The organism is Shinella sp. S4-D37, assembly GCF_040812195.1.
Taxonomy (GTDB): domain Bacteria; phylum Pseudomonadota; class Alphaproteobacteria; order Rhizobiales; family Rhizobiaceae; genus Shinella.
In genome coordinates this window covers 3,259,411-3,284,581 of the sequence record NZ_JBFNXL010000005.1, presented here as the reverse complement: position 1 = coordinate 3,284,581, position 25,171 = coordinate 3,259,411, and the positions used below count along the sequence as shown (strand labels likewise).

Here is a 25,171-nt window from a genome sequence, read left to right as displayed (position 1 = left end):
TTGTCGCCGTCCTGTGGACGGACTGAACCGGGGGATGAGATGCCGATTTCGAACGCCGCCTTCGTGCGCTCGACGGTTGTTCTGTTGATTGCAGGCATGCTGGCTTTGCTCGGCATCGTCGGCACGTCGCTTTGGCTCGTCGGCAAGGTCCAGGGCTATTTCACCGGCTTCATCGAGGTGCGCGAGACGCGCAGCGCCGCCGCCGATCTGCTGTCGCTCCTCAAGGACGCGGAAACCGGCCAGCGGGGTTTCATCATAACGGGCGACAGCGCGTTCCGAGGGCCCTATGATGCCGCGCTGCGGGGCGTCGCCGAGCAGGAGAAGGTCTTCCTCGAAAAGACGATGCGCCTGCCCGAATATGCCGAGCGGGCATCGCGGGTCGGCGCGCTCGTCGAGCAGAAGCTGGCGGAACTGGCCGGAACCGTCGACCTCATGGAGCAGGGCCGCCAGACGGAAGCGGTCGAGGAAGTCAAGACCGACCGCGGGCGCGTCCTCATGGACGCCCTGCGCGGCGAAATCGGCTCCATCCTCGCCGATGCGGACCGGCACCTGGAGGAGAGTGTCGTCGATACGCTCCGCTCCGCCGATGCGCTGCAATGGACAACGGTGATCGGCGCCATCGCCATCATCGGTGTGCTCGGCGGCGCGGCGGTCGTCATCATCCAGTATACCCGCGACATCGTCGCCGCCCGCCGCGAGGTCGAGACGCTGAACGCCACGCTGGAAAAGCGGGTGGACGAGCGCACGGAGGAGTTGATCCGCGCCAACCAGGAGGTGCAGCGCTTCGCCTATATCGTGACGCACGACCTGCGCGCGCCGCTCGTCAACATCATGGGCTTCACCAGCGAGCTGCAGGCCTCGCTCGCTTCCATCCAGGGCTATGTGCTGGCCGACGGCAAGGCGCCGAGCGAGGGCGACATCCTGGAGGCGCGCCGTGCGGCTTCGGAGGACCTGCCCGAGGCGATCGGCTTCATCCGCTCCTCCACCAAGAAGATGGACGGCCTCATCAACGCCATCCTGAAGATCTCGCGCGACGGGCGGCGGGAGTTGCGCATCGAGCGCGTGGACGTCAAGGCGCTCGTCGAGACGAGCGCGGCGGCCGTGGGGCATCAGGTCAGCGAATCCGACGGAACGGTTGCCATCGACGACACGCTCCCGACCGTCATTTCTGACCGGCTGTCGCTGGAGCAGGTGTTCGGCAACCTCTTCGACAATGCGATCAAGTACCAGTCGCCGGGCCGGCCGCTGCGCATCTCCGTCACCGCCAGGAATGGCGGTCGGGCCGGCTTCGTCATAGAATTCACCGACAATGGCCGCGGAATTGCGCCCGAGGACCACGAGCGGGTCTTCGAACTGTTCCGTCGCTCCGGCGCCCAGGACAAGCCCGGCGAAGGCATCGGCCTTGCGCATGTGCGTTCACTGATGCGCAATCTCGGCGGTGATATCGTCGTGCGATCCGAACTCGGCCAGGGGACGACATTCGTGCTGCGTCTTCCGGCCGACCTCAGCAAAGTAGTCAGGAGTATGCAGGCATGAACGGACTGGGCAAGGAAGTCACCATCGTCATGATCGAGGACGACGAGGGCCATGCGCGCCTCATCGAGAAGAACATCCGCCGCGCCGGCGTGCACAACGAGGTCGTGCCCTTCACCAACGGCACGGAGGCGCTCGATTTCGTGCTCGGCAAGGACCGCTCGGGCCTCGCCAGCGCCGGCAAGTTCCTGCTGATCCTGCTCGATCTCAATCTGCCGGACATGTCCGGCATCGATATCCTCCAGCGCATCAAGACCAATACCCACACCAAGCGCCTGCCGGTCGTCATCCTGACGACGACGGACGACGAGCGGGAAATCCAGCGCTGCTACGATCTCGGCGCGAATGTCTACATCACCAAGCCGGTGGAATACGAGAGCTTCGCCCATGCGATCCGCCAGCTCGGCCTGTTCTTCTCCGTGATCCAGATTCCCGAGACCCAGTAAATGAAGGAAGGCGCCGTCCGCATCCTCTATATCGACGACGACCCGATCCTCGCGCGGCTCGCCCAGCGCGCGCTCGGCCGCCTCGGCTACGAGGTGCTGCCTGCCGAGGACGTGGAGCACGGCCGCGTGCTTTTCGCCGACGGCGGTTTCGATGCCGTGGTGCTCGACCATTTCCTGAAATCCGGCACGGGCCTTTCCTTCCTGAAGGAACTCGTCGATGCGCCGGGCGCGGTGCCCGTCGTCTACGTCACGGGGTCCAACGACGCCCAGGTCGCCGTCGAGGCGCTGAAGGCGGGCGCGGCGGATTACGTCATCAAGTCGGTCGGCGACGATTTCATGCCGCTCCTGGCCAACGCGCTCGGCCAGGCGCTGGAAAATGCCGAGCTGAAGCGCGCGAAGCTCAGGGCCGAGCAGGAGATCCGCGCCGCCAAGGAACGGGCCGAGGTGCTGCTCGCCGAGGTGAACCACCGCGTCGGCAATTCGCTGGCACTCGCCGCCGCCCTCATCCGCCTCCAGATGTCGAGCGCATCCGACGAGGCGGTGAAGGAGGCCCTGTCGGAGACGCAGGCCCGCATCACCGCGATCGCCGGCATCCACCGCCGGCTCTACACGTCGGAAGACGTGCGCAATGTCGATATGGGTGCCTATCTCTCGACGCTGCTCTCCGAACTCGACACCTCGATGAAGGGCCAGGGCCGCAATGTGCGGCTCAACCGCACGCTGGAGCCGCTGCATGTGCCGACCGACCGGGCCGTCTCGCTCGGCGTCATCGTCACGGAACTCGTCACCAACGCCTTCAAATACGCCTATGGCGAGACCGGCGGCGAGGTGCGCGTCGGCTTCACCCGCCTCGACCCGGGGACCGCGCTGCTCTTCGTCGAGGATGACGGCATCGGCTGGCGCGGCGACGGCCCGGTGCGCGGCACCGGCCTCGGCTCCAAGATCATCGGCGCGATGGCCGCAAGCCTCGGCGCCAAGCTCGCCTATGCCAGCCGCAGCGTCGGCACCCGCGCGGAACTGCTGGTGCACATGGCCGACGCCGCGCGCCAGGCATAAGACCTCTCCTCCGAACGGCAAAGGACCCGGATGCAGGGACATCCGGGCCTTCGGGGAGGTCAGCGGGAAGGTTGCTTACTTGCAGACCTTGATCTTCTTGATGATCACATTGCCGTAGTAGTCGTAGGCCTTGACCTTCTTGATGAAGCAGTGCGGCTTGTAGCCGTAGCTGTAATAGCCGGCCTGCGAGGGGGCGGCGAAGGAGATGGCCGCAACGGCGGCGATGGCGGCGGAAACGATGATCTTGCGCATGGAGTCTCTCCTGATCGGTTAGGGATGAGCCTCTCTCATCCGGTGATCAGAAGATCGCACATCGCCCCGCCGCCCGCTGTTCCGCAGGAAACATGCGCCCATAGGCCGATCGAAGGCGGCCTATGCCGCCTTCTTCGTTTGCGGCGCGAAGCGGCCGTAGAAGGTCTCGCCCTTGGCGGCCATGTCCTTCAAGAGCGGCGTCGGCTGGAAGTGGCTGCCATATTTGGCAGCAAGCGTCTCGCACAGCGTCACGAAATTCTGCACGCCCATGCCGTCGATGTAGGACAGCGTGCCGCCGGTATAGGGAGCGAAGCCGAAGCCGAGGATGGAGCCGACATCGGCCTCGCGCGGATCGGTGACGATGCCCTCTTCCATGGTGCGGGCGGCTTCCAGCGCGATGGTGACGAGCAGGCGCTGCTTCAGTACCGTGACGTCCACATCTTCGGGCTTGCGCTGCGGATACAGGTCCTTCAGGCCCGGCCACAGCTTCTTTTTCGCCGGCTTCGGCGGGTAGTCGTAGAAACCCTTGCCGGCCTTGCGGCCGAGGCGGCCTTCGCCCTCCACCAGCTTCGTCACCAGGTCCATATGGCGCGGATCGACCGATTGCGGGCCGAGATCGGCAATGGAGGCCTTGAAGATCTTGTAGGAGAGGTCGACGGCGACCTCGTCGTTCAGCGAAAGGGGCCCGACCGGCATGCCGGCCATCTTGGCGGCATTCTCGATCATCGCGGCCGGCACGCCCTCGATCAGCATGTCGTAGGCCTCGGCCATGTAGCGGAAGACGCAGCGGTTGACGTAGAAGCCGCGCGTGTCGTTGACGACGATCGGCGTCTTCCGGATGGCCGCGACATAGTCGAGCGCGGTGGCGAGCGCCTTGTCGCCCGTCTCCTTGCCGAGAATGACCTCCACCAGCATCATCTTGTCGACCGGCGAGAAGAAGTGGATGCCGATGAACTGTTCCGGCCGCCTGGAATTCTTCGCAAGCCCCGTGATCGGCAGGGTCGAGGTGTTGGAAGCGAAGATCGCGCCCTCGCGCAGCACGGCCTCGATCTTCTCGGTCACGTCCTTCTTGACGGTGCGGTCCTCGAACACGGCCTCGATGACGAGGTCGGCATCGGCGAGGGCGGCATAGTCGGGCGTCGGGGTGATGAGGGAAAGCAGTTTCTCGCCGTCCTCCTTCGACATGCGGCCCTTGCCGACCGCGCCGGTGACGAGCCCCTGGGAGACGCCCTTGCCCTTGTCTGCGGCCTCCTGGTCGCGGTCGATCAGCACGACGGGGATGCCGGCGGCGGCCGTGACATAGGCGATGGAGGCGCCCATGAAGCCGGCGCCGACGACGGCAACCTTCCTGAACTCCGCCTTGGGAAGGCCGGCCGGGCGGCGGGCGCCCTTGCCGAGTTCCTGCATGGAGATGAAGAGCGACCGGATCATGGAGAAGGCTTCGGTCGTCTGGAGGATATGGGTGAAGTAGCGCTGCTCGATCCTCAGCCCGGTCTCGAAGGGCACCTGCAGGCCCTCATAGACGCATTTGAGGATGGCGAGCGCGCCCGGATAATTGCCGGCGGTCTCGCGGCGCAGGATGGCGGGTGCGGCGGGCCAGAGCTGGGCCGCGGCCGGCGTCCAGATGCCGCCGCCCGGTGCCTTGAAGCCCTTCTCGTCCCAGGGCTGGACGGGCTTCAGGCCGTCCTTGATCATCTGCTTTGCCGCGGGGACGAGCTCACCCGGCTCCACGACCTGGTGCACGAGGTTCATCGCCTTTGCGCGCGCCGCGGTCAGCGAGGAGCCGGTGGTCATCATCTGCAGTGCGTCCTGCGCATTGGCAAGGCGCGGCACGCGCTGGGTGCCGCCGGCGCCCGGGAAGATGCCCACCTTGACCTCGGGCAGCGCGATCTTGACCGACTTGGCATTCGAGGCGATGCGGCCGTGGCAGGCGAGCGACATTTCGAAGGCGCCGCCCATGCAGGTGCCGTTGATGGCCGAGACCCAGGGCTTGCCGCAGGTTTCCAGCTTGCGGAACAGCCAGGTCATGCGGCCGGTCGCCTCGAAGAGCTTTTCGACGGCGGTGGCCGGATCCTTCGCCTGGGCATCCTTCAGGAGGTCGAAGCTCGCCTTGATCATCGAAAGATCGGCGCCGCCGGAGAAGGAGGACTTGCCGGAGGTGATGACGACGCCCTTGACGGCGGCATCGGCGACGACCTCATCGATGATATTGTCCAACTCGTCCATCACCTCGACGGTGAAGACGTTCATCGACTTGTCCGGCATGTCCCAGGTGACCAGCGCAATGCCGTCGGCGTCGGTCTCGATGGAGAAGTTCTTGTAGCTCATGATGGGATTCCTCTTCCCTGAAATCTTTAGCTTCACACGCTGTCCTCCCCTCCGTCATGGTCGGGCTTTACCCGACCATCCAACTCCGGGCGGTGGATCCTCGGGTCAAGCCCGAGGATGACGACCAGAGAGGGCGTGGCTTACCTTCTCAAACCCGCTCGACGATCGTCGCCGTGCCCATGCCGGCGCCGATGCAGAGCGTGACGAGGGCGGTGTTGAGGTCGCGGCGCTCCAGTTCGTCGAGCACCGTGCCGAGGATCATCGCGCCGGTCGCGCCGAGCGGGTGGCCCATGGCGATCGCCCCGCCGTTGACGTTGATCCGGTCGTGCGGGATGTCGAAGGCCTGGCAGTAGCGCAGCACCACCGCGGCGAAGGCTTCGTTGAGTTCGAAGAGGTCGATGTCGGAAACCCGCAGGCCGGTGCGGGCGAGCAGCTTTTCCGTGACGTCGACCGGGCCGGTGAGCATCAGCGCGGGATCGGAGCCGATATTGGCGAAGGCCTTGATGCGGCCGCGCGCCTTCTTTCCGAGGATCGCGCCGCCTTCCTTCGAGCCGAGGAGGACGGCCGCGGCGCCGTCGACGATGCCGGAGGAATTGCCGGCATGGTGGACGTAGTTGATGGCCTCGATCTCCGGATGGGCCTGGATGGCGACGGCCTCGAAGCCGCCCATCTCGCCGGGCATCTGGAAGGAGGGCTGGAGCTGGGCCAGCGCCTGCATGTCGGTGCCGGGGCGCATGTGCTCGTCACGGTCGAGGATGGTGAGGCCATTGATGTCCTTAACCGGGATGACGGAATTCTTGAAATAGCCGTTCTGCCAGGCGTGCGCCGCGCGCTTCTGGCTCTCGACGGCATAGGCGTCGACATCGTCGCGGGAAAAGCCGTATTTCGTGGCGATGAGGTCTGCCGAGACGCCCTGCGGCATGAAATAGGCCGGGAAATTGACCGAGGGGTCCATGAACCAGGAGCCGCCCGACATGCCGAGGCCGATGCGCGACATCGACTCGACGCCGCCGGCGATGACGAGGTCGTCCGCCCCTTGCGCGATCTTCGCCGCGCCGAAATTCACGGCGTCGAGGCCGGAGGCGCAGAAGCGGGAAATCTGCATTCCCGGCGCGCGGGTCGAATATCCGGCCTCGAAGGCGGCGGCCTTGGGGATCACCGCGCCGGCGTCCATCACCGGATCGACGCAGCCCATGACGATGTCGTCGACCTTTGATGTGTCGAGCCCGTTGCGGTCGCGCACCGCCTCCAGCACCTTGGCGGCAAGGCGCACGGACGGCACTTCGTGCAGCGATCCGTCCTTCTTGCCGCGCCCGCGCGGGGTGCGCACATGATCGTAGATGAAGACGTCGGTCATTCTCTTCTCCCTGGCGGCGCGGTGGCGCCCTAGAATTCCTGCAATTGCCTGCCGTGGATGAGGGACAAGGCGTCAGAACGCCTCGGCGGCCAGTTCCATCGTCGTGTCGGCCCCGGCCTCGATGCGCGTCTTGCGCAGCGCCGTTTCCGGCATCAGGCGTTCCATGAAGAACCGTGCCGTCACCAGCTTGTTCTTCAGGAAGTCTTCCCGCTCGCCCGCGCCGCCCGCAAGGCCTTCCTCGGCGGCTTTCGCGATTTTCGCCCACATGTAGCCGACGACGACGAGGCCGAAGAGATGCATGTAGTCGGTCGAGCCGGCGCCTGCATTGTCGGGCTTGGCCATGGCATTCTGCATGAACCACATGGTTCCGGCCTGCAGGTCGTTCAAGCCCTTCTTCAGGTGCTTGGTGAAGAAGGCGAGCTTCTCGTCGCCCCGGTTCTCCTCGCAGAAATCGCCGATCTCCTTGAAGAGCGCCATGATGGCGCGCCCGCCGTTCATGCCGAGCTTGCGGCCGACGAGGTCGAGCGCCTGGATGCCGTTGGCGCCCTCGTAGATCATGGCGATGCGCGCGTCGCGCACATACTGGCTCATGCCGTGCTCTTCGACATAGCCGTGGCCGCCGAAGACCTGCTGGGCCATGACGGCGTGGTCGAAGCCCTTGTCGGTGAGCACGCCCTTGAGGATCGGCGTCATCAGGCCGAGGATGTCGTCGGCGGCCTGGCGCTCCTTCTCGTCGGTTGCGCGATGGGCGATATCGGATTTCAGCGCGGTCCAGAGCGTGAAGGCGCGCCCGCCCTCCGTCCAGGCCCGGATGGTCATCAGCGCGCGGCGGATATCGGGGTGGACGATGAGCGGGTCGGCCTTGCCGTCCGGGTTCTTCACGCCCGAGAGCGAGCGGCCCTGCAGGCGCTCGCGGGCGTAGTCGGCGGCGTTCTGGTAGGCGATCTCGGCGATCGACAGGCCCTGCAGGCCGACGCCGAGGCGGGCCTCGTTCATCATCACGAACATGGCGTTGAGGCCCTTGTTCTCCGCGCCGATGAGGAAGCCGGTCGCCTCGTCGTAGTTCATGACGCAGGTGGCGTTGCCGTGGATGCCCATCTTGTGCTCGATCGCGCCGCAGGAGACCGCGTTGCGCGTCCCCGGCGTGCCGTCGTCCTCAAGCAGGAATTTCGGCACGATGAAGAGCGAGATGCCCTTGGTGCCCTCCGGCGCGCCCTCGATGCGGGCAAGCACGAGGTGCACGATATTGTCGGACATGTCGTGCTCGCCGGCGGAGATGAAGATCTTCTGGCCGGAAATCCTGTAGGAGCCGTCGGTCTGCGGCACGGCGCGGGTGCGTAACAGGCCGAGGTCGGTGCCGCAATGGGGCTCCGTCAGGTTCATCGTGCCGGTCCAGGTGCCTTCCACCATCTTCGGCAGGTAGGCGGCCTTCTGCTCGTCGGAACCGTGCACGAGGATCGCGGCGATCGCGCCCTGCGTCAGGCCGGGATACATGGTGAGCGCCATGTTGGCCGAGGACATGTATTCGCCGACGGCGGTGTGCAGCACGTAGGGCAGGCCCTGGCCGCCGAATTCCTCCGGAACGGCGAGGCCGATCCAGCCGCCCTGGCGGTAGTGGTCGAACGCTTCCCTGAACCCCTTCGGGGTCGTCACCGTGGCGTCCTCGTGACGCTTGCAGCCTTCCTGGTCGCCGGAAAGATTGACCGGAAAGAGCACTTCCTCCGCCAGCTTGGCCGCCTCGCCGGCGATCGCCTCCAGCATGTCCCCCGTCGCGTCGGCAAAGCCGGGCAGGTTGTTGTAGCGCTCGAGCGCCAGGACGTCGTTCAGGATGAAAAGCGTGTCATTCACGGGGGCCTTGTAGATCGGCATGCTCGATGTCCTCACCTGTCCCGCGGACGCAGGTCCGCTCCTTGAGATCGGATACTATAAAATTTTGACGTTTGCGTAAACGTCAAAACTCGGCGGCGGCGAAATTTCCGCCGGGCGGGAAGGAACGGCGGGCCTGCGGCTGTGCCGCCAAGGGTCGTCCTTCCTCCCGGGGCCTATTCTATGAGCAAATCGTTAAAAAATTTTCGGGGCGATTAACCCCTTGTTTACCATGTTTCATGAATTGTGACGCCTGAGGGCATGGGATCGGGAATCATTTCGACTTCCCTTCGCAACGGCCGGACGGGCGGTCCGGCACGGGCGGGGGCGATACGTTTCCCATGGCGCATGCGGTGTTTGACGGCGGGGGATCCGCCGGCGTGGAAAGGGCGGAGCCGCACGGCAGCGCCTTGAAGAGTATCTCCCGGCTGGCCGTCCGGCCGCCAAAGCGAGGCGAAAGATGAACGGATCGCGAAACCCGCAGCGTCACGGCGAAAGATCCTCGCTCGATGCGCTCAATCGCACCATCGAAGGGCTGGAAGCCCGCATCGAGGGCCTGATGGCGGGCGGGCGCGAGGCGCGGGGACGCGGCGAACAGGCGCAGGCGCGCTACGAGCCGTCGCGCGCGATACCGCTGCGCGAGGACCCGGTTTCCGAGATCATGCAGCGCCAGCGCGCCATCGACGGCGGTCGCGAACGCGTCGCCCCGCGCCTGGAGCGCCGTCCGCTTTCGGCCGATCACCAGGCCGCCGCCCAGCACGCCCATGCCGCCTTCGGCGGCCAGCAGGCCAGCGCCGCCCATGGCAGCCGGGACGCATATCCGGCCTACGGCTATCATCAGCCCGCGCCCGCCCGCGCGGACAATTCCGTGGAGGATATCGCCAAGGCGCTCGTTTCCCTGCGCCAGGACCTTAAGAAGGACATCGCCGACGGGCTGGAGCGCGAGATGCAGTCGCTGCGCTCGGAAATCCGCGGCATCCGCCAGGTGGCCGAGGGCCGGGGCAACAATGACGACCTGCGCGAGGAACTGCTGCGGCTCTCCACGGGCATCAACCAGCTCGGCCACCAGTCGGGTCAGGCGGCCGGCCAGACGGAAGGCCTGCGCGTCGAATTCGACGCGCTGCGTTCCGTGCTCGACGGGCTCGCCCGCGAGGATTCCATGCGCCGCATGGAGGATCGCTGGAGCGGCGTGGAGAACAAACTCTCCGTCTTCGACCAGACGCGCGACGACGAGCTGGTGGCGCTCGCCTACCGGCTGGACGAACTGAAGGGCCAGATCGGCGCGGTCAGCGCCACGCCGGCCATCCACGCGCTGGAAGGCAAGATCGAGACCATCGCCCGCGCCATCGACATGCTCGCCCGCCAGGCGCAGCCCGATGACGGCCGCTTCGTGTCCGCCGTCACCTCGCAGTTCGAGGGGCTGGATGCCCGCCTCGACGAGATCAGCCGGGCGATCGCCGCGGCCGGCCGCATGCAGCAGTCGTCCCTTGCCGACAACGGCATGATGCAGCGCCTCGAAGGCCGCATCGCCGATCTCGCCGACCAGCTCGATTTCATCGCCCAGCGCCCGGCGCCCGCGCCGGACCAAGGCCTTGCCCTGCGCATCGAGGCCCTGGCGAGCCGCATCGAGGACCTGTCCAACGAGCGCACCGCGCTTCGTCTCGAAGAGCGCATCGAGCAGCTCTCGCAGATGCTGGAGCAAAGCCAGCAGGCCGCCCCCGCCCCGGCCGGCGACGAGCTCGCCTACTACCTCTCCGATATTTCCCGCAAGATCGACGCGCTCGACCAGGGCAGCGTCAACGACCAGCTCGCCGAGCGGCTGGATGCGCTCGCCCGCCGCATCGAGGGGCTCGACGCGCCCACCGGCGGCCCGTTCCAGGACGACCGCTTCGCCCATATCGAGGGCCGCCTTTCGGCGATCGCCGACCGGCTCGATGCGACCAGCACCGCCCCGGCGGGCGACCATGAGGCCCTGCGCGGACTGGAGGCGCAGATCGCGCATCTCTCCACGCTGATCAGCATGCCGTCCGCCGCCGTCGCGCAGGTCCCCTCCGAGTTCGAGGGCCGCCTTGCGACGATCGAGGACTATATGGCGACCAACGACGACTATATCGTCGAGGCCGCCCGCCAGGCGGCGGAAGCCGTCATGGAGGCCTACCGCCATGCCGGCCCGGCCACGGCCGCCGGCGCCGACATGGAGGCGATCGCCGGCCTTGCCGACAATCTGCGCGCCCTGGAGGAACTGACCCGGTCGAGCGAGGAGCGTACCGCGCACACCTTCGACGCGCTGCACGACACGCTGGTCCAGATCGCCGGCCGCCTCGAACAGCTCGACGCCCCGCGCGAAACCTTCGGCCGACGCGAGGCCGCCATGCCGCGCGCCGAAATGCCGGCCATGGACATGGAGCGCGAGACGGCCCCGGCCTCCAGCATCTACGGTAACGACTACCCTTTTGACGATGACGGCTTCGGCGCCCGCGAGACCCGCAGGACCGAAGCCGAGGCGCCGCGGGAGGAAAGCCGCTTCGCCGAGATCGAGGTCGAGACCATCCCCGTCCCCGAGCGTCCCGTGTTGGAAGAGGCGCTTGCGGACGAACCCGTGGCGCTCGCCGTTGGCCAGCCGGCCGAGGTCCAGCCCAAGGGCGGCCTGCTCGCCGGTCTGAAGCGTCGCTTCGCGCCCGGCCGCAAGGAAGCCGCGCCGCCGGCCGAACGCCAGCAGATCGACCCGACACCCTCGATCGACCCGATCGACGAACTCGCCCCGGAAGAGGCGAACCAGTTGCTGGAGCCGGGCTCCGGCGTGCCGGACGTTCGCCGTATCCTCGAGCGCGTCCGCGCCGGCCAGGCGGCGGGCGGCCGTCCGGTAGCCGGCGGCGAGGGCGAGAAGGCCGATTTCATCGCCGCCGCCCGCCGCGCCGCCAAGCTCGCGGCCGAGGAGACCGACACGCTTTCCCGCGTCGCGCCCGCGAAGAAAGCGGAGAAGCTGGCGAAGGGCGAGAAGCCCGCTTCGGCGCTATCGCGTCATCGCCGGCCGATCCTTCTGGCCGTCGGCGCCGTGTTGCTGGCCATCATGTCCTATCCGCTCGTCAGCACGCTGGTGGCGGGCGACGAGGCGCCTGTCGTCGTCGAGCAGACCGCCGTCGCCACGAGCGACACGGCAGCAGCCGAAACCACGGCGGGCGCGGCGAAGGCCGTGACCGCCGACAGCGCCGCGGCGCCGGTCGCCGGTGAGGAGATCGCGACGAATCCGGCTCCCGTCGAGGACGGCGATGCGGCCGAGCCCGGCGACACGCAAACGCATGCCGGCGCCGAGCCGACGCCGACCCGGATCTCCGCCACCGGCAGCGAAGCCCTGGCGGCTCCGGCCGAGACGACCGACAGCGCCGCGACCGCCGGCTTCGAGCCGGTGACGGAGCCGCAAACCGCTATCACCGAGGAGGTCCAGCCGGTCGACCGGACGCAGACCGCGGCGATCGTCGTTCCGGAAGCGATCACCCCGGCCTCTCTGTCCAAGGCGGCGGGCGAGGGCGATCCGCTGGCGCTGTTCGAGATCGGCGCACGCTATACGGAAGGCCGCGGCATTGCGACCGATCTTTCGGAGGCTGCCCGCTGGTACGAGCTTTCCGCGGCCCGCGGTTTCGCGCCCGCCGAATACCGCCTCGCCAACCTCTACGAGAAAGGCCAGGGCGTCGAACGTGACCTGCCGCGTGCCCGCGAACTCTATGAGACCGCGGCCAGCAAGGGCAATGCCAGCGCCATGCACAACCTAGCGGTCCTGCTGGCGACGGGCGTCGGCACCGAGAAGCCGGATTTCGAAGGCGCGGCCAAGTGGTTCCAGAAGGCCTCCGAGTTCGGCGTGCGCGACAGCCAGTTCAACCTTGCCATCCTCTATGCGCGCGGCAACGGCGTGAAGCAGGACCTGGAGGAATCCTACAAGTGGTTCGCCATCGCCGCTCGCGACGGCGATGGCGACGCCGCGCAGAAGCGCGACGAAGTGGCCAACGCCATGCGCCCCGAGCAGCTTTCCAGCGCCAAGGCGAAGGTGGAGTTGTGGAAGCCGCAGCCGCTCGACGAGAAGACCAACGCGGCGGACCTTCCTGACGAATGGGTCGGCAAGCCGACGAAGACCGCCAGCGTCGACATGAAGAAGGCGATCCGCAACATCCAGGCGATCCTCAACAACAACGGCTTCAACGCCGGCACGCCCGACGGCGCGATGGGCAAGAAGACGGTCGCCGCGATCAAGGCCTTCCAGAAGTCCGTCGGCCAGACGGAAACCGGCGAGATCGACGATGCGCTGGTGACCGAACTCCTGAAGCGCAACAAGCAGCCGAGCTGATCGGCGGATCGCCGGAGAGGCCCGAAAGCGACTTCTCCGGTTGACTTGTCTACACCCCACGGGCATGACGCTCACCACGGCGCGCACAGTGTTCACGATGTGCAACGGGCGCTGTGGTATTTTGTATTTGCCGTATATTTTAATCCTTAAATCGGCCCCGATTTAAGGAATGATGCGGTAGAAATTTCATGTCGCCCCAAGATGATACACGCTCGACAAACGTTATCGTCAGGAAAGGTGGCAATATAGTTCCGGCAGGCGGGCCGAATGCGGTCCTGCGGGCGGAATTGTAATAGGAGCGGGGCGTGCCGCAAGGCCGCGCCCCGGGATCGATCCTTGCGCGATGCAAGGCGCAACCGGCTGCCGGAGAGGCCTCTTCTTCCTGCGGCGGGGCGCTTCCGTGCATGCGCAGCCTGCCGAGGGAGAGCCGCGACGGCAGGCGGAACGGACAGCGGTCGCCGGATGTCTTGAAACCGCGCAAGCGGAAATTTTGCCGATCGGGGTATTGTTGTGACTGTCTATCTGCCCATCGCAGAGCTCTCGGTGAACATCTTCATCATTCTGGGCATGGGCGCGGCCGTCGGCTTCCTTTCGGGCATGTTCGGCGTCGGCGGCGGCTTCCTCATCACGCCGCTCCTCATCTTCTACAACATCCCGCCGATCGTCGCCGTGGCGACGGGCGCCAACCAGGTCGTCGCCTCCTCGATATCGGGCGCGCTCTCGCATTTCCGGCGCGGCACGCTCGACGTGAAGCTCGGCACGGTGCTGCTTTTCGGCGGCCTTGCGGGCGCGACCCTCGGCATCTGGATCTTCTCGCTGCTGCGCAGCGTCGGCCAGCTCGATCTCGTCATCTCGCTGCTCTATGTCGTGCTGCTCGGCACCGTCGGCACCCTGATGCTGCTGGAAAGCATAAGGGCGCTGCGCCGCGCGGCAAAAAACCAGCCGGTTTCGCCGCGCCGGCCCGGCCAGCACAGCTGGGTGCATCGCCTGCCGCTGAAGATGCGCTTCAAGAAGTCGAAGATCTACCTCTCCATCATCCCGGTCGTCGGCCTCGGCTTCGGCATCGGCATCCTCACCTCCATCATGGGCGTCGGTGGCGGCTTTATCATGGTGCCGGCGATGATCTATCTCCTGCGCATCCCGACCAATGTCGTCGTCGGCACCTCGCTGTTCCAGATCATCTTCGTCACGGCCTATACGACGATCGTGCAGGCGACCACGAACTATTCGGTCGATATCGTGCTCGCCTTCATCCTGATGGTGGCGGGCGTCATCGGCGCGCAGTACGGCGTGCGCGTCGGCCAGAAGCTGCGCGGCGAGCAGTTGCGCGCGCTGCTGGCGCTGCTCGTCCTTGCCGTCGGCGCCCGCCTTGCCGTCGATCTCGTCGCCGCGCCGGCCGATATCTATTCCGTCGTCAGCGAGGGGGTCTATCGATGAGGTCCGCCGCCGCCCTGCTTCTCGGCCTGCTGCTTGCCCTTCCCGCCGCCGCCCAGGTGCTGGAGGACAGGCCGGTCGAATTTCCCGAAAAGCTCGAAATCGGCATTTCCACGGACGAGATCGCGATCTCGTCGGATTTCCGCGGCGCGGACCTGACGATCTTCGGCGCCATCGAGGGCTACGATCCGTCCCTGCTCGCCCAGCGCAAATACGATATCGTCGTGGCGCTGGAAGGGCCGAAGGACAACAACACGGTGCGCGTGAAGGAGCGGGTCTTCGGCATCTGGGTCAACCGCCGCTCGATGACCTTCGAACTCGTACCGGAATCCTACTCGCTGTCGAGCACGCGGGACGTGGAGACGATCGCCGAGCCGGCCATGCTCAACGGCGTAGGCGTCGGCATCCAGCACATCCGTCTGTCGCCGATCGGCTATGTCGGCGACGGCAGCACCATCACGGAGTTCCGCGAGGCCTTCCGTCGGCTCAAGGAAAGCGGCGGCTTCTACCAGCGCGATCCCGGCGGCGTGCAGTTCATCAGCGCGAGCCTCTTCAAGGCCACGGTGAAGCTGCCCGCAAGCGTGCCGAACGGCACCCATGTCGTGCGCGCGCATCTCTTCCGCGACGGCGTCTTCATCGCCGAGAAGGCGCTGCCGCTGCGCGTGATGAAGACCGGCATCGAGCAGATGATCTCCAATGCCGCCTATGACAATTCGTTCGCCTACGGCACCTTCTCCGTCCTGCTCGCGGTGCTGACCGGATGGCTGGCCAGCATCGTCTTCCGCAAGGACTGAGGCCCGGCGCCCCGCCTTACGCCATGTGGATGAGCTGGAGGCGCGCGTCGGTGTTCTGGTTGTCGGACGACCAGAGATAGAGCGATTTCCGCGTATTGTTGTGGGTGTAGAACTCCACGCCCGGACGGGTGCGCGGGATCTGCGGGCCGAACTTGAACCTGTACTGCGCCGAATTGGTCGGATAGGCCGTGACGAAGTGCAGGTAGGGCTTGCCGTTGTGCCAGCCGTTGTTGTCGAGCACCAGCACCACATGCTGGACATTGCCCGAACTGTCGACGGTGCCGGTCGGCGTGGCGACGCGCATCTTCATGTGCTGGTTCATCGGCGCCTTCATCGGATTGGCGTGGATCGTCATGCGGGCATTGATACCGACATTGAGGAGCCTGAGCGCCTGCTGGCCGAAATGGGAATTGAGGATCGCCGCCACCATGAAGGGTTGATCGGAAATCGTCTTGATGCGGATTTTCGTCGTCTGCCCGATCTGCGCCGGATCGAGCGTGTCGACATAGTAGGACATGTCGTAGCCGATGATGAAGGCGGACTTGTTCTTGGTGATGAGCTCGGCGTCGCTGATGCCATGGTGATCGCGGAAGGCGTGGCCGGACGTGGCGCCGTTATACGGATGGTTCTTCGTCTCGGAAAGCGCGATCATCTGCTTGATCTCGACCACCGAGTAGTCACGGTCGTACCTCGGCATGAATTCCCCCGCTGTGTGATATGGTCGGCGCTCTGTCGCCCGGGCTCGATATTAGCGAAGCCCGGGCTGCTTGCAATCAGGAATACGCCTCGTTCTATGATCGGTAGACGAGGACAGGCACCCTGGCATGGCTGAGCACCTTCGTCGTGACGCTGCCCATCAGGAAGGCGCTGACGCCGCGCCGGCCGTGCGAGGCCATGGCGATCAGGTCGCAGCCCCTTGCCTTCGCGGTATCGACGATCGCCTGCCAGGCATCGCCCGCCGTCACCTGCAGCGTCTCGACCGGCACGCCCGCCGCATTCGCCTTCGCCTCGGCCGCGCCGAGGATGCGGATGCCGTCCTCCTTCACATGGGCTTCGTAGTCCGTCCTGAGGCTGACGGTCGCACCGGGGGTCACGGGCAGGAAATGCAAGGGCTCGGCCACCGTCATCACCGTCACCTTCGCGCCGAGCGTCCTGGCGAGCCGGAGCGCCTGGTCGAGGGCGGCGGAGGACAGGTCGGAACCGTCCGTGGGAACGAGGATATGCGTGTACATGGTGCGGCCTCCTTTTTGCCCGGACCGGGACCGGCGCCCGGCGCTGCCCTGATGGAAATCGACCGCGGCGCTTTCGTCAAGCACCCGCTTTCGCCGCATGCCGGGCAACGGTCGCCTCATAGGCGGCCTGCAACTCGCCGAAGACCGAGCGCAGAGGGCGCGGCGCGCCGAGATGGATCGCGCGCAGCTCTTCCATGAAAGCCTCCCACAGGGGCGGGCCGCCCTCTTCCAGGAGTTCGGCGCGGATCGACAGGTCCTCGGTCACCGGCAGGAAGCGCCGGCCCCAGGCCCCCATCATGGCGAAGACCGGCACCAGCGCAATGCCCATTTCAGTGAGGCTGTACAGCGCCTTCTGCTTGTGGCTCGGATCGTCCGCCTTGCTGATAAGCCCCTCGTCGACGAGGCGGCGTAGCCGGTCCGCCAGGATGTTGGAGGCAATGCCCTCCTCCGATTTCGTCAGAAGCTCGCGGAAATGGCGGCGGTTGCCGAACATCATGTCGCGCAGCACGATCAGGCTCCAGCGGTCGCCGAGGATTTCGAGCGTCAGGTTGATCGGGCAACCGGAGCGGCGGGTGTCTTTCATCGCATTCTCCAAAAACTGCTTGCACATTACAATCGGTTTCGCTATCCATCAACCAGTTGCAAATCGCAATCGGTTTAAAGTGCGCGGCAGACCGCCCGCAACGAAGGACAGGACGATGGCAAAGATAATCATCTGGAACCTCGTGACGCTCGACGGCCTCTTCGAGGGCGAGAAGAAATGGGACCTCGACTTTCACAGGCGGGCCTGGGGTCCGGAACTGGAGAGGCTCAGCACCGATTTCGGCACGTCGGCAAGCCTCCTCGTCTTCGGCCGCGTGACCTATGAGGGCATGAAGGCCTATTGGACGACGACCGAGGACGAGGGGGCCGTGAAGGCCTTCATGAACGCCCTGCCGAAGCTGGTCGCCTCGCGCACCATCACCGCCTCCGACTGGAACAATACCGAGGTGACGGCCGATATCGTCGCGGCGCTTTCGGCCCGCAAGGAGGCGCTCGACAAGACGATCTACGTCTTCGGCAGCGCCGAGCTATCGGATGGGCTGCTGGAGGCCGGGCTTGTCGACGAAGTGATGCTGGCGGTGGTGCCGGTGCAGCTCGGCAAGGGCACGCCCTTCTTCAAGGAGGGCGCGCGACGCGATTTCACGCTGCTGGAGGCAAGGCCGCTCGAAAACGGCACGGTGCTGGTGCGCTATGCGCCAGAGACGGTCAGCCGATAAGGTTGGCGAAGCGCACCGAATAGATGCGGTCGCGGCCAAGCATATGTGCGACGAGGCTTTGGCGCTCGAAAAGGCCGGTCATCGCCTTGTGGCGCAGGTCCAGACCACCCGTCATCAGGCCGAAGGCGGGCATCAGCAGGCGCCGCCCGTCGGTCGCGAAACAGGGCCGGCGCACGGCCTTCTCGCGGCGGATGACGGTGGCGGCCGGGTGGAGGTGGCCGGAGATCTCGCCGGCCGGCGAAATCAGCGACGGCTCGTGCCGGAAGGCGAGGCCCGCATAGTGCAATTCGTCCGCCGACTGGCCGGGCAGGTCCACGGTCCCGTCGGGATCGTGGTTGCCGTTGATCCAGATCCAGTCGCGCCCGCGCGCCAGCTCCGTGATCTTCGCGCGAAACATGTCCGGCAGGTGGGCCGAGCCGACGCGATCGTGGAAATTGTCGCCGAGGCTGACGACGATCGCCGGATCGTGCCGGGCGATGACGGCTTCGAGTACCTTGAGCGTGGCGAGCGTGTCGTAGGGCGGCAGCATCATGCCGCGCCGCGCGAAGGCCGCGCCCTTTTCCAGATGCAGGTCCGAGACGACGAGAAGGCGGGTTTCCGGCAGGTAGAGCGCGCCGAGCGGATCGCACACCGCTTCCACGCCTGCCACCACGGTGCGGGCCGAAACGGCGCCGAAATCCTCGATCTTCGCCGATGCCAGCGCGAGCCTCTGCATGCCTGTCGTTCAATCCTCTCGATGGCCCTTCAGACAGGGGCCGTGCTCATCGCCTCGGCGATCAGGTCCTCCGCCGCTTCCGCCAGCAGAGAATCCTGCGCCTCGCCCGCCACCGGCTCCCTGCCGATTTCCAGCATGATCGGCACGGCGAGCGGCGATATACGGTCGAGCCGCCGGTGGGTGATGTGGCCTTTGATTCGCGCCAGCATATCGCCCAATCGCTGAATATCCAAAAGCCCCGCCGCCGCATCGTGGCGTGTGGCCTCGAGCAGGATGTGGTCCGGCTCGTGGCTTCTCAGCACGTCGTAGATCAGGTCGGCGGAAACGGTGACCTGCCGCCCGGTCTTTTCCTTGCCCGGATGGCGCTGCTCGATAAGCCCGGCAATCACGGCGCAATTGCGGAAGGTGCGCTTCAGCATGAAACTCTCGTCGAGCCAGGCCTCCAGGTCGTCGCCCAGCATGTCCTCGTCGAAGAGGTTTGCCAGCGACGGGCGCTCCACGGCAAAGCTGTAGCCGAGGTCGTCGAGCGCCCAGACGGCGAGCGAATAGTCCGTGGCGACGAAGCCGAGCGGGCGGCGGCCGGCGCGCTCCAGCCGACGTGTCAGCAGCATGCCGAGCGTCTGGTGCGCCAGCCGCCCCTCGAAAGGATAGGCGACCATGTAGTACCGGCTGCCGCGCGGAAAGGTCTCGATGAGCAGTTCGTCGCGCTTGGGCAGGGCGGAGACGTCGCGCTGCAGGGCCAGCCAGTCGCGCACCTGTTCTGGTAGCCCGCCCCAGCGGTCGGGATCGTCCAGCATGCTGCGCACCTGGTCGGCGAGATAGGTGGAGAGCGGGAACTTGCCGCCGGCATAGGCCGGCACCTTCGGATCGAGCGAGAAGGCCTGGGAGACGAGGCATTCGTTCTCGCGGATACCCTCGAAGCGCAGCACCTTGCCGGAGAACAGGAATGTGTCGCCGGGCGCCAGCATTTCGAGGAAATATTCCTCCACCTTGCCGAGCGAGGCCCCGCCGCGGCCGATCGCGCCCTTGGCACCGCGCCTGACCATGCGCACGTTCAGCATCGGCATCTCGACGATCGTGCCGAGGTTCAGCCGATATTGCTGGGCGACCTGCGGGTTGGAGACGCGCCACAGCCCGCCCTGTGTCTTGCGGATGCGGGCATAGCGTTCATAGGTCTTCAACGCATAGCCACCGGTCGCGACGAACTGCACGATGCGGCCGAATTTTTCCCGCGGCAGGCCGGTATAGGGCGCGGCGGCGGTGATCTCGGCAAAGAGCGCATCCTCGTCGAAGGGCGCAGCGCAGGCCATGCCGAGGACATGCTGGGCGAGCACGTCGAGCGCGCCGTCGCCCACCGGCGGCGTATCCTGCGCGCCGAGATAGTTGGCGTCGAGCGCCGCCTGGCACTCCATCACCTCGAAGCGGTTGGCGGGCACCAGGATCGCCCGGCTCGGCTCGTCCATCCGGTGGTTGGCGCGGCCGATACGCTGGGCAAGCCGCGAGGCGCCCTTCGGCGCCCCGACATGGATGACGAGGTCGACGTCGCCCCAGTCGATGCCGAGGTCGAGCGTCGAGGTGGCGACGACGGCGCGCAGGCGGTTCTCCGCCATGGCGGCCTCCACCTTGCGGCGCTGGCCGACATCGAGCGAGCCGTGATGCAGCGCGATCGGCAGCGTGTCCTCGTTGATGTTCCAGAGTGCCTGGAAGAGGATTTCCGCCTGGCTGCGCGTGTTGACGAAGAGCAGCGCCGTCTTGTGGTCGCGGATCGCCTCGTAGACCTCGGGCATCGCGTATTTCGCCGAATGCCCGGACCAGGGCACGCGCTCCTTGCTCTTCAGGATGGTGATGATCGGCCGCGCGCCGCCGGGCGCCGTGACGAGGCCGGCATGCCGCGCCTCGCCCGGTTGTTGCGCGACCAGCCAGCGGCGCAGGTCCATCGGCTCGGCGACGGTGGCCGACAGGCCGATGGTGCGAAGGCCGGGCGCAAGGCGGCGCAGCCGCGCGAGCCCCAGCGACAGGAGATGGCCGCGCTTGGAGGTGACGAGCGAATGCAGCTCGTCGAAGATCACGTATTTCAGGTCCTTGAAGAAGCGCGGCGCCTCACCGTTGGCGATGAGCAGGGCGACCTGCTCGGGCGTCGTCAGCAGGATGTCGGGCGGATTGAGGCGCTGGCGCTGGCGCTTGGCCTGCGGCGTGTCGCCGGTGCGCGTCTCGATGGTGATGGGCAGGCCCATCTCCTCGACCGGCTTCATCAGGTTGCGTTCGATATCGACGGCCAGCGCCTTCAGCGGCGAGATGTAGAGCGTGTGGATGCTGGTGAAGGCGCTGCCGGGCGGAATCCTGCCGCGGCGCGCAAGGTCGGTGAGGGCCGGCAGGAAGCCGGCGAGCGTCTTGCCGGCGCCGGTCGGTGCGATGAGCAGCAGGCTTTCGCCCGCCGTCGCCCGCGCCAGAAGCTCCATCTGGTGCGCACGCGGCTGCCATCCCCTGGCCGAGAACCAGGCGGTGAAGGCGGCGGGCAGGAGGCTGGGGCCGGTGGTGGAATCGCTAGTGCTCACCAGCCTAAGCTAGTGAGCGTCGGACGAATGTGAAGCGGTGCCCGGAAAAATAGCCTCACATGGCGATGTAGCGGTCGGCGCGGTGGTTGACCGTCAGGAAGAGGTTGAGCACCAGTGCACCGACCACCGAGCAGAGCACGATGAAGGGTGCGGCCACCGAGAAGGCGGCGATGAGCACCACGACGTCGAACGCAAGCTGCACGAGGCCGGCACGGATGCCGAAACGCTCCTGCATGTAGACCGCGAGCACGCCGATGCCGCCGAGGCTGGCGCGGTGGCGGTAGAGGCCGAGCAGGCCGAAACCGAGCAGGATGCCGGCCAGCACCGCCGTCCACATCGGATCGATGCTCTCGATCGTCACGAAATGCGGCTGCAGCTCGGTGATCAGCGAGGTCATCGTCACCGCCAGCACGGTCTTGATCGTAAAGGCCCAGCCCAGGCGGTTCAGCGCCAGGATGTAGAAGGGGATGTTCACGACGGTGTAGTAGAGGCCGAAGCTCACGCCCGTCAGGTAGTGCAGCACGAAGGCGACGCCGGCGGTGCCGCTCGCCACCAGCCCGGCGCTGCCCATCAGGGCAAGGCCGAGCGCGGCGATCATGCTGCTGGCGAACACGCCCTGTGCGTCTTCCAGCGGCGTATGACGGGTGGGGGTGGGGTTCCAGAAGCCGAAACGCCGCTTGTCGCCGTCCATGCCAGATCTCCGAGGGTTTTTGTTGTTGTATAGGGCGCGGTGGCCGGTGCAAGCGCTGCCTTCGGCTAGGTCTCGCGTTTTGCGAGGAAGAGCAGCCCGTGCACCGGCTGGCCGGCATCCTGGCGGATCACGCTCGTCTCCATGGCGAGGATGGCAAGGCCGTTCTCCTCGGCCCTTTTGCGGATGAAGCGTTCCGGATGGGCATAGCGCAGCGAGGGACGCAGCAGCGGCGCATCGCCCGCCCCGCCGTGCTCGACGGAAAAGGCGAAGAGGCCGCCGGGCTTCAAAAGGCGTGCGGCGCTCGGGAAGACTTCGGCGAGGTCGCCGAGATACATCAGCACGTCGGCCGCGCCGACGAGGTCGGCCCGTGCCTCCGGCGCAGCGTTGAAAAGCCCGCTCTCTCCGGCCGGCAGCGACAGGTCGGCCTGCGCGAGATGGTCGTAGACCCCTTTCTCCGCTGCTTTGGCCAGCATGCCGGCGGAAAGGTCGAAGCCTTCGAGCCGGCCGGCATGGCCACGCAGTTCCACGCCGAAGAGGCCGGTGCCGCAGCCGATATCCGCGACGAGGCCGAAACGCGCATCCTCGCCCGCATGCCGGCGCACCAGCCGGGCGAGCGTTTGCGGCACGGTATAGTCGAGCCGTTGCACGAGGGCGGTGTCGAAGCGGTCGGCATAGTCGTCGAAGAGCCGCTCGACATAGGCTGTCGAGGGCGCGGGGGGCGCTTCGGCGGCGCCCAGCACGGCGAGTTTCAGGCCGGCGCCGAAGATATCGGCCGGGTCGAGGGCGACGACCTTTTGAAGGGCGGCCGTCGCCGCCTCCTTCCGGCCCGATTTCTCCGCATATTCGGCAAGCCGGAACCAGCCGGCAGCCCAGAAGGGCACCTGTTCGAGCGCCTGTTCCATGAGTTCCGCAGCCTCCGCGAACTCGCCCGATTCCGCGAACATGCGGGCATAGTCGGCGCGGCGGTCGGCGATGAGATCGCCGGAAGAGAAGTGCGGGCTCGTCATGGGGGCTCGAAAACGGGAAAACGGACGGCGCTACATGGCAGGGCCGCGGCAAAAGGCAAGCGAATTCTCGCGAGAACCCCTTGCTTGCGGCGGGAGCGGTGACGGCTTATCTGGGACGAACACGAGTTTTTGGAGAATCAACCGATGTCGAATGGCGTGAACGGGTTCCTCGGCGATACACCGATCCGCGTGATCATCAAGCTCCTGATCCTGTCGGTGGCCGTGGGCTTCCTGATGTCGATCTTCGGGCTCTATCCGGACGATATCCTCTTTGCCGTGCGCGATTTCATCGTCGATCTCTGGAACACCGGCTTCAAGACGCTCGGCCGCCTGGGCGATTACCTCCTGCTCGGCGCCGTCATCGTCGTGCCCGTCTTCATCCTCATCCGCGTCCTGAGCTACCGCCGCTGACCATGATGTCCCGTCGCGCCTTCCTTGCCGCCTCCGCGGCCTCCGTCGCCGTGCTGGCGGCGGGCTGTTCCACCACCGGCGTGCTGACGCCTTCGGCCGGCACCGGCAGCGACCAGACGGCGGCCTCGCTCGCCTTCGTCAACAAGATCAGGGCCCAGCGTGGCCTGGCGCCGCTTTCCTCCGACACGGCAGCGCAACGCGCGGCCATGGACCAGGCGAGCCGCATGGCGAGCGCCGGCAGGATGGAGCACAATATCGGCTTCGGCGCGAATTTCCTGAAGCGCATGAAGGGCATGGAAGTGCCGCTGCCGGCCGCCGAGAACATCGCGGCCGGGCAGGACAGTGCGGCGGAGGCCTTCGCGGCCTGGTATCGTTCGCCGAAGCACCTGGAAAACATGCTTGGGACAAGCTACCGCGGCCTCGGCGTCGCGGTCGTCTCCAATCCCGCGTCGGGTAACCGGCCCTATTGGGCGATGGTCCTGTCGAGCTGAAAGCCGGCGGAAGGAGAGGGGGCAGGGCCGTGAGCGCAGCGACCGCAGGCGAGAACGAGGGCGCAGGCCCCTTCGAGGTGACGCACCGGCTGGTGCTGGCGATCGCCATCCCCATGACGCTCGGCTTCCTGACGACGCCGCTGATGGGGCTGACCGACACGGCGGTCGCCGGCCGGCTCGGTTCGGCGGATGCGCTGGCGGGCCTTGCCATCGGCGCGGTGCTGTTCGACCTCCTGCTCGGCAGCTTCAACTTTTTGCGCGCCTCCACCACCGGCCTCGTCGCCCAGGCCTTCGGGCGCGGCGATCGGCGGGAAGAGCAGGCGGTCTACTGGCGCTCGCTTGCCATCGCGCTCTGTTGCGGGCTCGCGGTCGCGCTGCTGTCGCCGCTCCTCTTGTCCGCCGGCCTGTTCCTCATGGCGCCGTCGGCCGGCGTCGCCGCGGTGACCTCCACCTATTTCATGATCCGCGTGCTGGCCGCCCCCATGGCGCTCGCCAATTATGCCGTGCTCGGCTTCGTGCTCGGCCGCGGGCAGGGCGTGATGGGGCTGGTGCTGCAGGCGATCATCAACGGCATCAACATCGTGCTGTCGATCGTGCTCGGCCTGTGGTTCGGCTGGGGCATTGCCGGGATCGCCTGGGGCACCTTCGCCGGCGAGGCGATCGGCATGCTGGCCGGCTTCCTCATCGTCGTCTCGCGCTTCGACCGGTCGCACCGGCCTTCGCGCGCCGAGGTCTTAGCCCGGGACCGGCTGCGGGCGCTGTTCTCGCTCAACCGCGACATCATGATCCGCACCTTCGTGCTGATCGGCGCCTTCGCCATCATGACGCGCATCGGCGCCTCGCTCGGCCCGCTGGCGCTGGCGGCCAATGCGGTGTTGATGAATATCTTTCTCGTCGCCGGCTACTATCTCGACGGGCTTGCCAATGCCGCCGAACAGCTCGTCGGCCGGGCCTTCGGCGCGCATTTCCGCCCCGCCTTCGACCGGGCGGTGAAGCTCACCATGCTCTGGTCCCTCGGCCTCGGCCTCGTCACCACGCTGCTCTTCCTCGTCTTCGGCACGGATGTGATCGGCCTCCTGACGACGACGACCAGCGTCAGGGCGGAGGCGGCGCAATACCTGCCCTGGGCTGCCCTGACGGCGGTCACCGGCGCCCTCGCCTTCCAGATGGACGGGGTCTATATCGGCGCGACCTGGTCGAATGCCATGCGCAACATGATGCTCCTGGCCTTTGTCGGCTATCTTGCGGCGCTCGCCGTCTTCGTGCCGCTCCTCGGCAATCACGGCCTCTGGCTGTCGCTCAACCTGTTCCTGGCCCTTCGCGGGATCTTTCTCGCGCTGCGCCTGCCGGGGCTGGCGCAGCGGCAGTTTTCCGGACCGGACCGGGGCTGATCCCCGACCCGGAT

Annotated in this window: 21 protein-coding genes; 10 read left to right on the top strand and 11 right to left on the bottom strand. The window is 66.5% G+C overall.

Going from position 1 to position 25,171, the window contains the following annotated elements; translation table 11 throughout:
* Nucleotides 1-39 precede the first annotated feature (39 nt).
* Genes AB3G45_RS23590 through AB3G45_RS23580 form a run of 3 tightly spaced genes read left to right on the top strand, consistent with a single transcriptional unit; the run spans nucleotide 40 to nucleotide 3,035 of the window.
* Nucleotides 40-1,536, top strand: a complete 1,497-nt coding sequence (locus AB3G45_RS23590) for an ATP-binding protein (protein ID WP_367832853.1) — start codon at nucleotides 40-42, stop codon at nucleotides 1,534-1,536.
* On the top strand, nucleotides 1,533-1,979 hold the full coding sequence (locus AB3G45_RS23585; RefSeq protein WP_367832852.1) for a response regulator: 447 nt from the start codon (nucleotides 1,533-1,535) through the stop codon (nucleotides 1,977-1,979). The genes AB3G45_RS23590 and AB3G45_RS23585 overlap by 4 nt, the downstream gene beginning before the upstream one ends.
* Nucleotides 1,980-3,035 carry a sensor histidine kinase gene (locus tag AB3G45_RS23580; RefSeq protein ID WP_367832851.1) on the top strand — a complete coding sequence of 352 codons (1,056 nt, stop codon included), beginning with the start codon at nucleotides 1,980-1,982 and terminating at the stop codon, nucleotides 3,033-3,035.
* 75 nt (nucleotides 3,036-3,110) lie between these two features.
* Here the strand turns inward: AB3G45_RS23580 and AB3G45_RS23575 are convergent, their stop codons facing one another.
* The 4 genes from AB3G45_RS23575 to AB3G45_RS23560 all read right to left on the bottom strand — a co-directional run bounded on the left by AB3G45_RS23575 (nucleotide 3,111) and on the right by AB3G45_RS23560 (nucleotide 8,841).
* Nucleotides 3,111-3,287 carry a hypothetical protein gene (locus AB3G45_RS23575; protein ID WP_367832850.1) on the bottom strand — a complete coding sequence of 59 codons (177 nt, stop codon included), beginning with the start codon at nucleotides 3,285-3,287 and terminating at the stop codon, nucleotides 3,111-3,113.
* A gap of 120 nt (nucleotides 3,288-3,407) precedes the next feature.
* A complete protein-coding gene (locus tag AB3G45_RS23570) occupies nucleotides 3,408-5,618 on the bottom strand; it encodes an FAD-dependent oxidoreductase (RefSeq protein ID WP_367833660.1) in 2,211 nt (736 codons plus the stop codon).
* Between the two features lie 145 nt (nucleotides 5,619-5,763).
* A complete protein-coding gene (locus AB3G45_RS23565) occupies nucleotides 5,764-6,972 on the bottom strand; it encodes an acetyl-CoA C-acetyltransferase (RefSeq protein WP_367832849.1) in 1,209 nt (402 codons plus the stop codon).
* Nucleotides 6,973-7,044: 72 nt separating this feature from the next.
* A complete protein-coding gene (locus AB3G45_RS23560; protein WP_367832848.1) occupies nucleotides 7,045-8,841 on the bottom strand; it encodes an acyl-CoA dehydrogenase C-terminal domain-containing protein in 1,797 nt (598 codons plus the stop codon).
* Nucleotides 8,842-9,298: 457 nt separating this feature from the next.
* Between AB3G45_RS23560 and AB3G45_RS23555 the strand changes: the two genes are divergently transcribed.
* The 3 genes from AB3G45_RS23555 to AB3G45_RS23545 all read left to right on the top strand — a co-directional run bounded on the left by AB3G45_RS23555 (nucleotide 9,299) and on the right by AB3G45_RS23545 (nucleotide 15,405).
* Nucleotides 9,299-13,177: a peptidoglycan-binding protein gene (locus AB3G45_RS23555; RefSeq protein WP_367832847.1), complete on the top strand. Its 3,879-nt coding sequence runs from the start codon at nucleotides 9,299-9,301 to the stop codon at nucleotides 13,175-13,177.
* 510 nt (nucleotides 13,178-13,687) lie between these two features.
* Nucleotides 13,688-14,614 (top strand): sulfite exporter TauE/SafE family protein, encoded by a 927-nt coding sequence (locus AB3G45_RS23550; RefSeq protein ID WP_367832846.1) that lies wholly within the window; start codon nucleotides 13,688-13,690, stop codon nucleotides 14,612-14,614.
* Nucleotides 14,611-15,405, top strand: a complete 795-nt coding sequence (locus tag AB3G45_RS23545; RefSeq protein ID WP_367832845.1) for a TIGR02186 family protein — start codon at nucleotides 14,611-14,613, stop codon at nucleotides 15,403-15,405. The genes AB3G45_RS23550 and AB3G45_RS23545 overlap by 4 nt, the downstream gene beginning before the upstream one ends.
* 16 nt (nucleotides 15,406-15,421) lie before the next feature.
* Here the strand turns inward: AB3G45_RS23545 and AB3G45_RS23540 are convergent, their stop codons facing one another.
* The 3 genes from AB3G45_RS23540 to AB3G45_RS23530 all read right to left on the bottom strand — a co-directional run bounded on the left by AB3G45_RS23540 (nucleotide 15,422) and on the right by AB3G45_RS23530 (nucleotide 17,220).
* Nucleotides 15,422-16,102: a hypothetical protein gene (locus AB3G45_RS23540; protein ID WP_367832844.1), complete on the bottom strand. Its 681-nt coding sequence runs from the start codon at nucleotides 16,100-16,102 to the stop codon at nucleotides 15,422-15,424.
* A 94-nt stretch (nucleotides 16,103-16,196) separates the two neighbouring features.
* Entirely contained in the window at nucleotides 16,197-16,637 is a 441-nt protein-coding gene (locus AB3G45_RS23535; protein WP_367832843.1) for a universal stress protein, read from the bottom strand.
* 76 nt (nucleotides 16,638-16,713) lie between these two features.
* Entirely contained in the window at nucleotides 16,714-17,220 is a 507-nt protein-coding gene (locus AB3G45_RS23530; RefSeq protein WP_367832842.1) for a winged helix-turn-helix transcriptional regulator, read from the bottom strand.
* 115 nt (nucleotides 17,221-17,335) lie between these two features.
* On the opposite strand from AB3G45_RS23530, the gene AB3G45_RS23525 reads away from it, so the two are divergent.
* Entirely contained in the window at nucleotides 17,336-17,896 is a 561-nt protein-coding gene (locus AB3G45_RS23525; RefSeq protein WP_367832841.1) for a dihydrofolate reductase family protein, read from the top strand.
* Here AB3G45_RS23525 and pdeM read toward each other — a convergent pair.
* The 4 genes from pdeM to AB3G45_RS23505 form a co-directional block, all read right to left on the bottom strand.
* Entirely contained in the window at nucleotides 17,886-18,611 is a 726-nt protein-coding gene (gene pdeM, locus AB3G45_RS23520; protein ID WP_367832840.1) for a ligase-associated DNA damage response endonuclease PdeM, read from the bottom strand. The genes AB3G45_RS23525 and pdeM overlap by 11 nt on opposite strands.
* Nucleotides 18,612-18,640: 29 nt before the next feature.
* Nucleotides 18,641-21,166, bottom strand: coding sequence for a ligase-associated DNA damage response DEXH box helicase (locus AB3G45_RS23515; protein ID WP_367832839.1), 2,526 nt, complete (start codon nucleotides 21,164-21,166; stop codon nucleotides 18,641-18,643).
* 55 nt (nucleotides 21,167-21,221) lie between these two features.
* Nucleotides 21,222-21,857: a YitT family protein gene (locus AB3G45_RS23510; RefSeq protein WP_367832838.1), complete on the bottom strand. Its 636-nt coding sequence runs from the start codon at nucleotides 21,855-21,857 to the stop codon at nucleotides 21,222-21,224.
* Nucleotides 21,858-21,922: 65 nt separating this feature from the next.
* Complete coding sequence (locus tag AB3G45_RS23505) at nucleotides 21,923-22,864, bottom strand: methyltransferase domain-containing protein (protein WP_367832837.1); 942 nt, start codon at nucleotides 22,862-22,864, stop codon at nucleotides 21,923-21,925.
* A gap of 144 nt (nucleotides 22,865-23,008) precedes the next feature.
* Between AB3G45_RS23505 and AB3G45_RS23500 the strand changes: the two genes are divergently transcribed.
* The 3 genes from AB3G45_RS23500 to AB3G45_RS23490 are packed head-to-tail and all read left to right on the top strand — an operon-like array spanning nucleotide 23,009 to nucleotide 25,157.
* Nucleotides 23,009-23,275 carry a DUF6460 domain-containing protein gene (locus AB3G45_RS23500; protein WP_023512405.1) on the top strand — a complete coding sequence of 89 codons (267 nt, stop codon included), beginning with the start codon at nucleotides 23,009-23,011 and terminating at the stop codon, nucleotides 23,273-23,275.
* Between the two features lie 2 nt (nucleotides 23,276-23,277).
* Nucleotides 23,278-23,766, top strand: coding sequence for a CAP domain-containing protein (locus AB3G45_RS23495; protein ID WP_367832836.1), 489 nt, complete (start codon nucleotides 23,278-23,280; stop codon nucleotides 23,764-23,766).
* A gap of 29 nt (nucleotides 23,767-23,795) precedes the next feature.
* Entirely contained in the window at nucleotides 23,796-25,157 is a 1,362-nt protein-coding gene (locus AB3G45_RS23490; RefSeq protein ID WP_367832835.1) for an MATE family efflux transporter, read from the top strand.
* The last annotated feature ends 14 nt before the right edge of the window (nucleotides 25,158-25,171 follow it).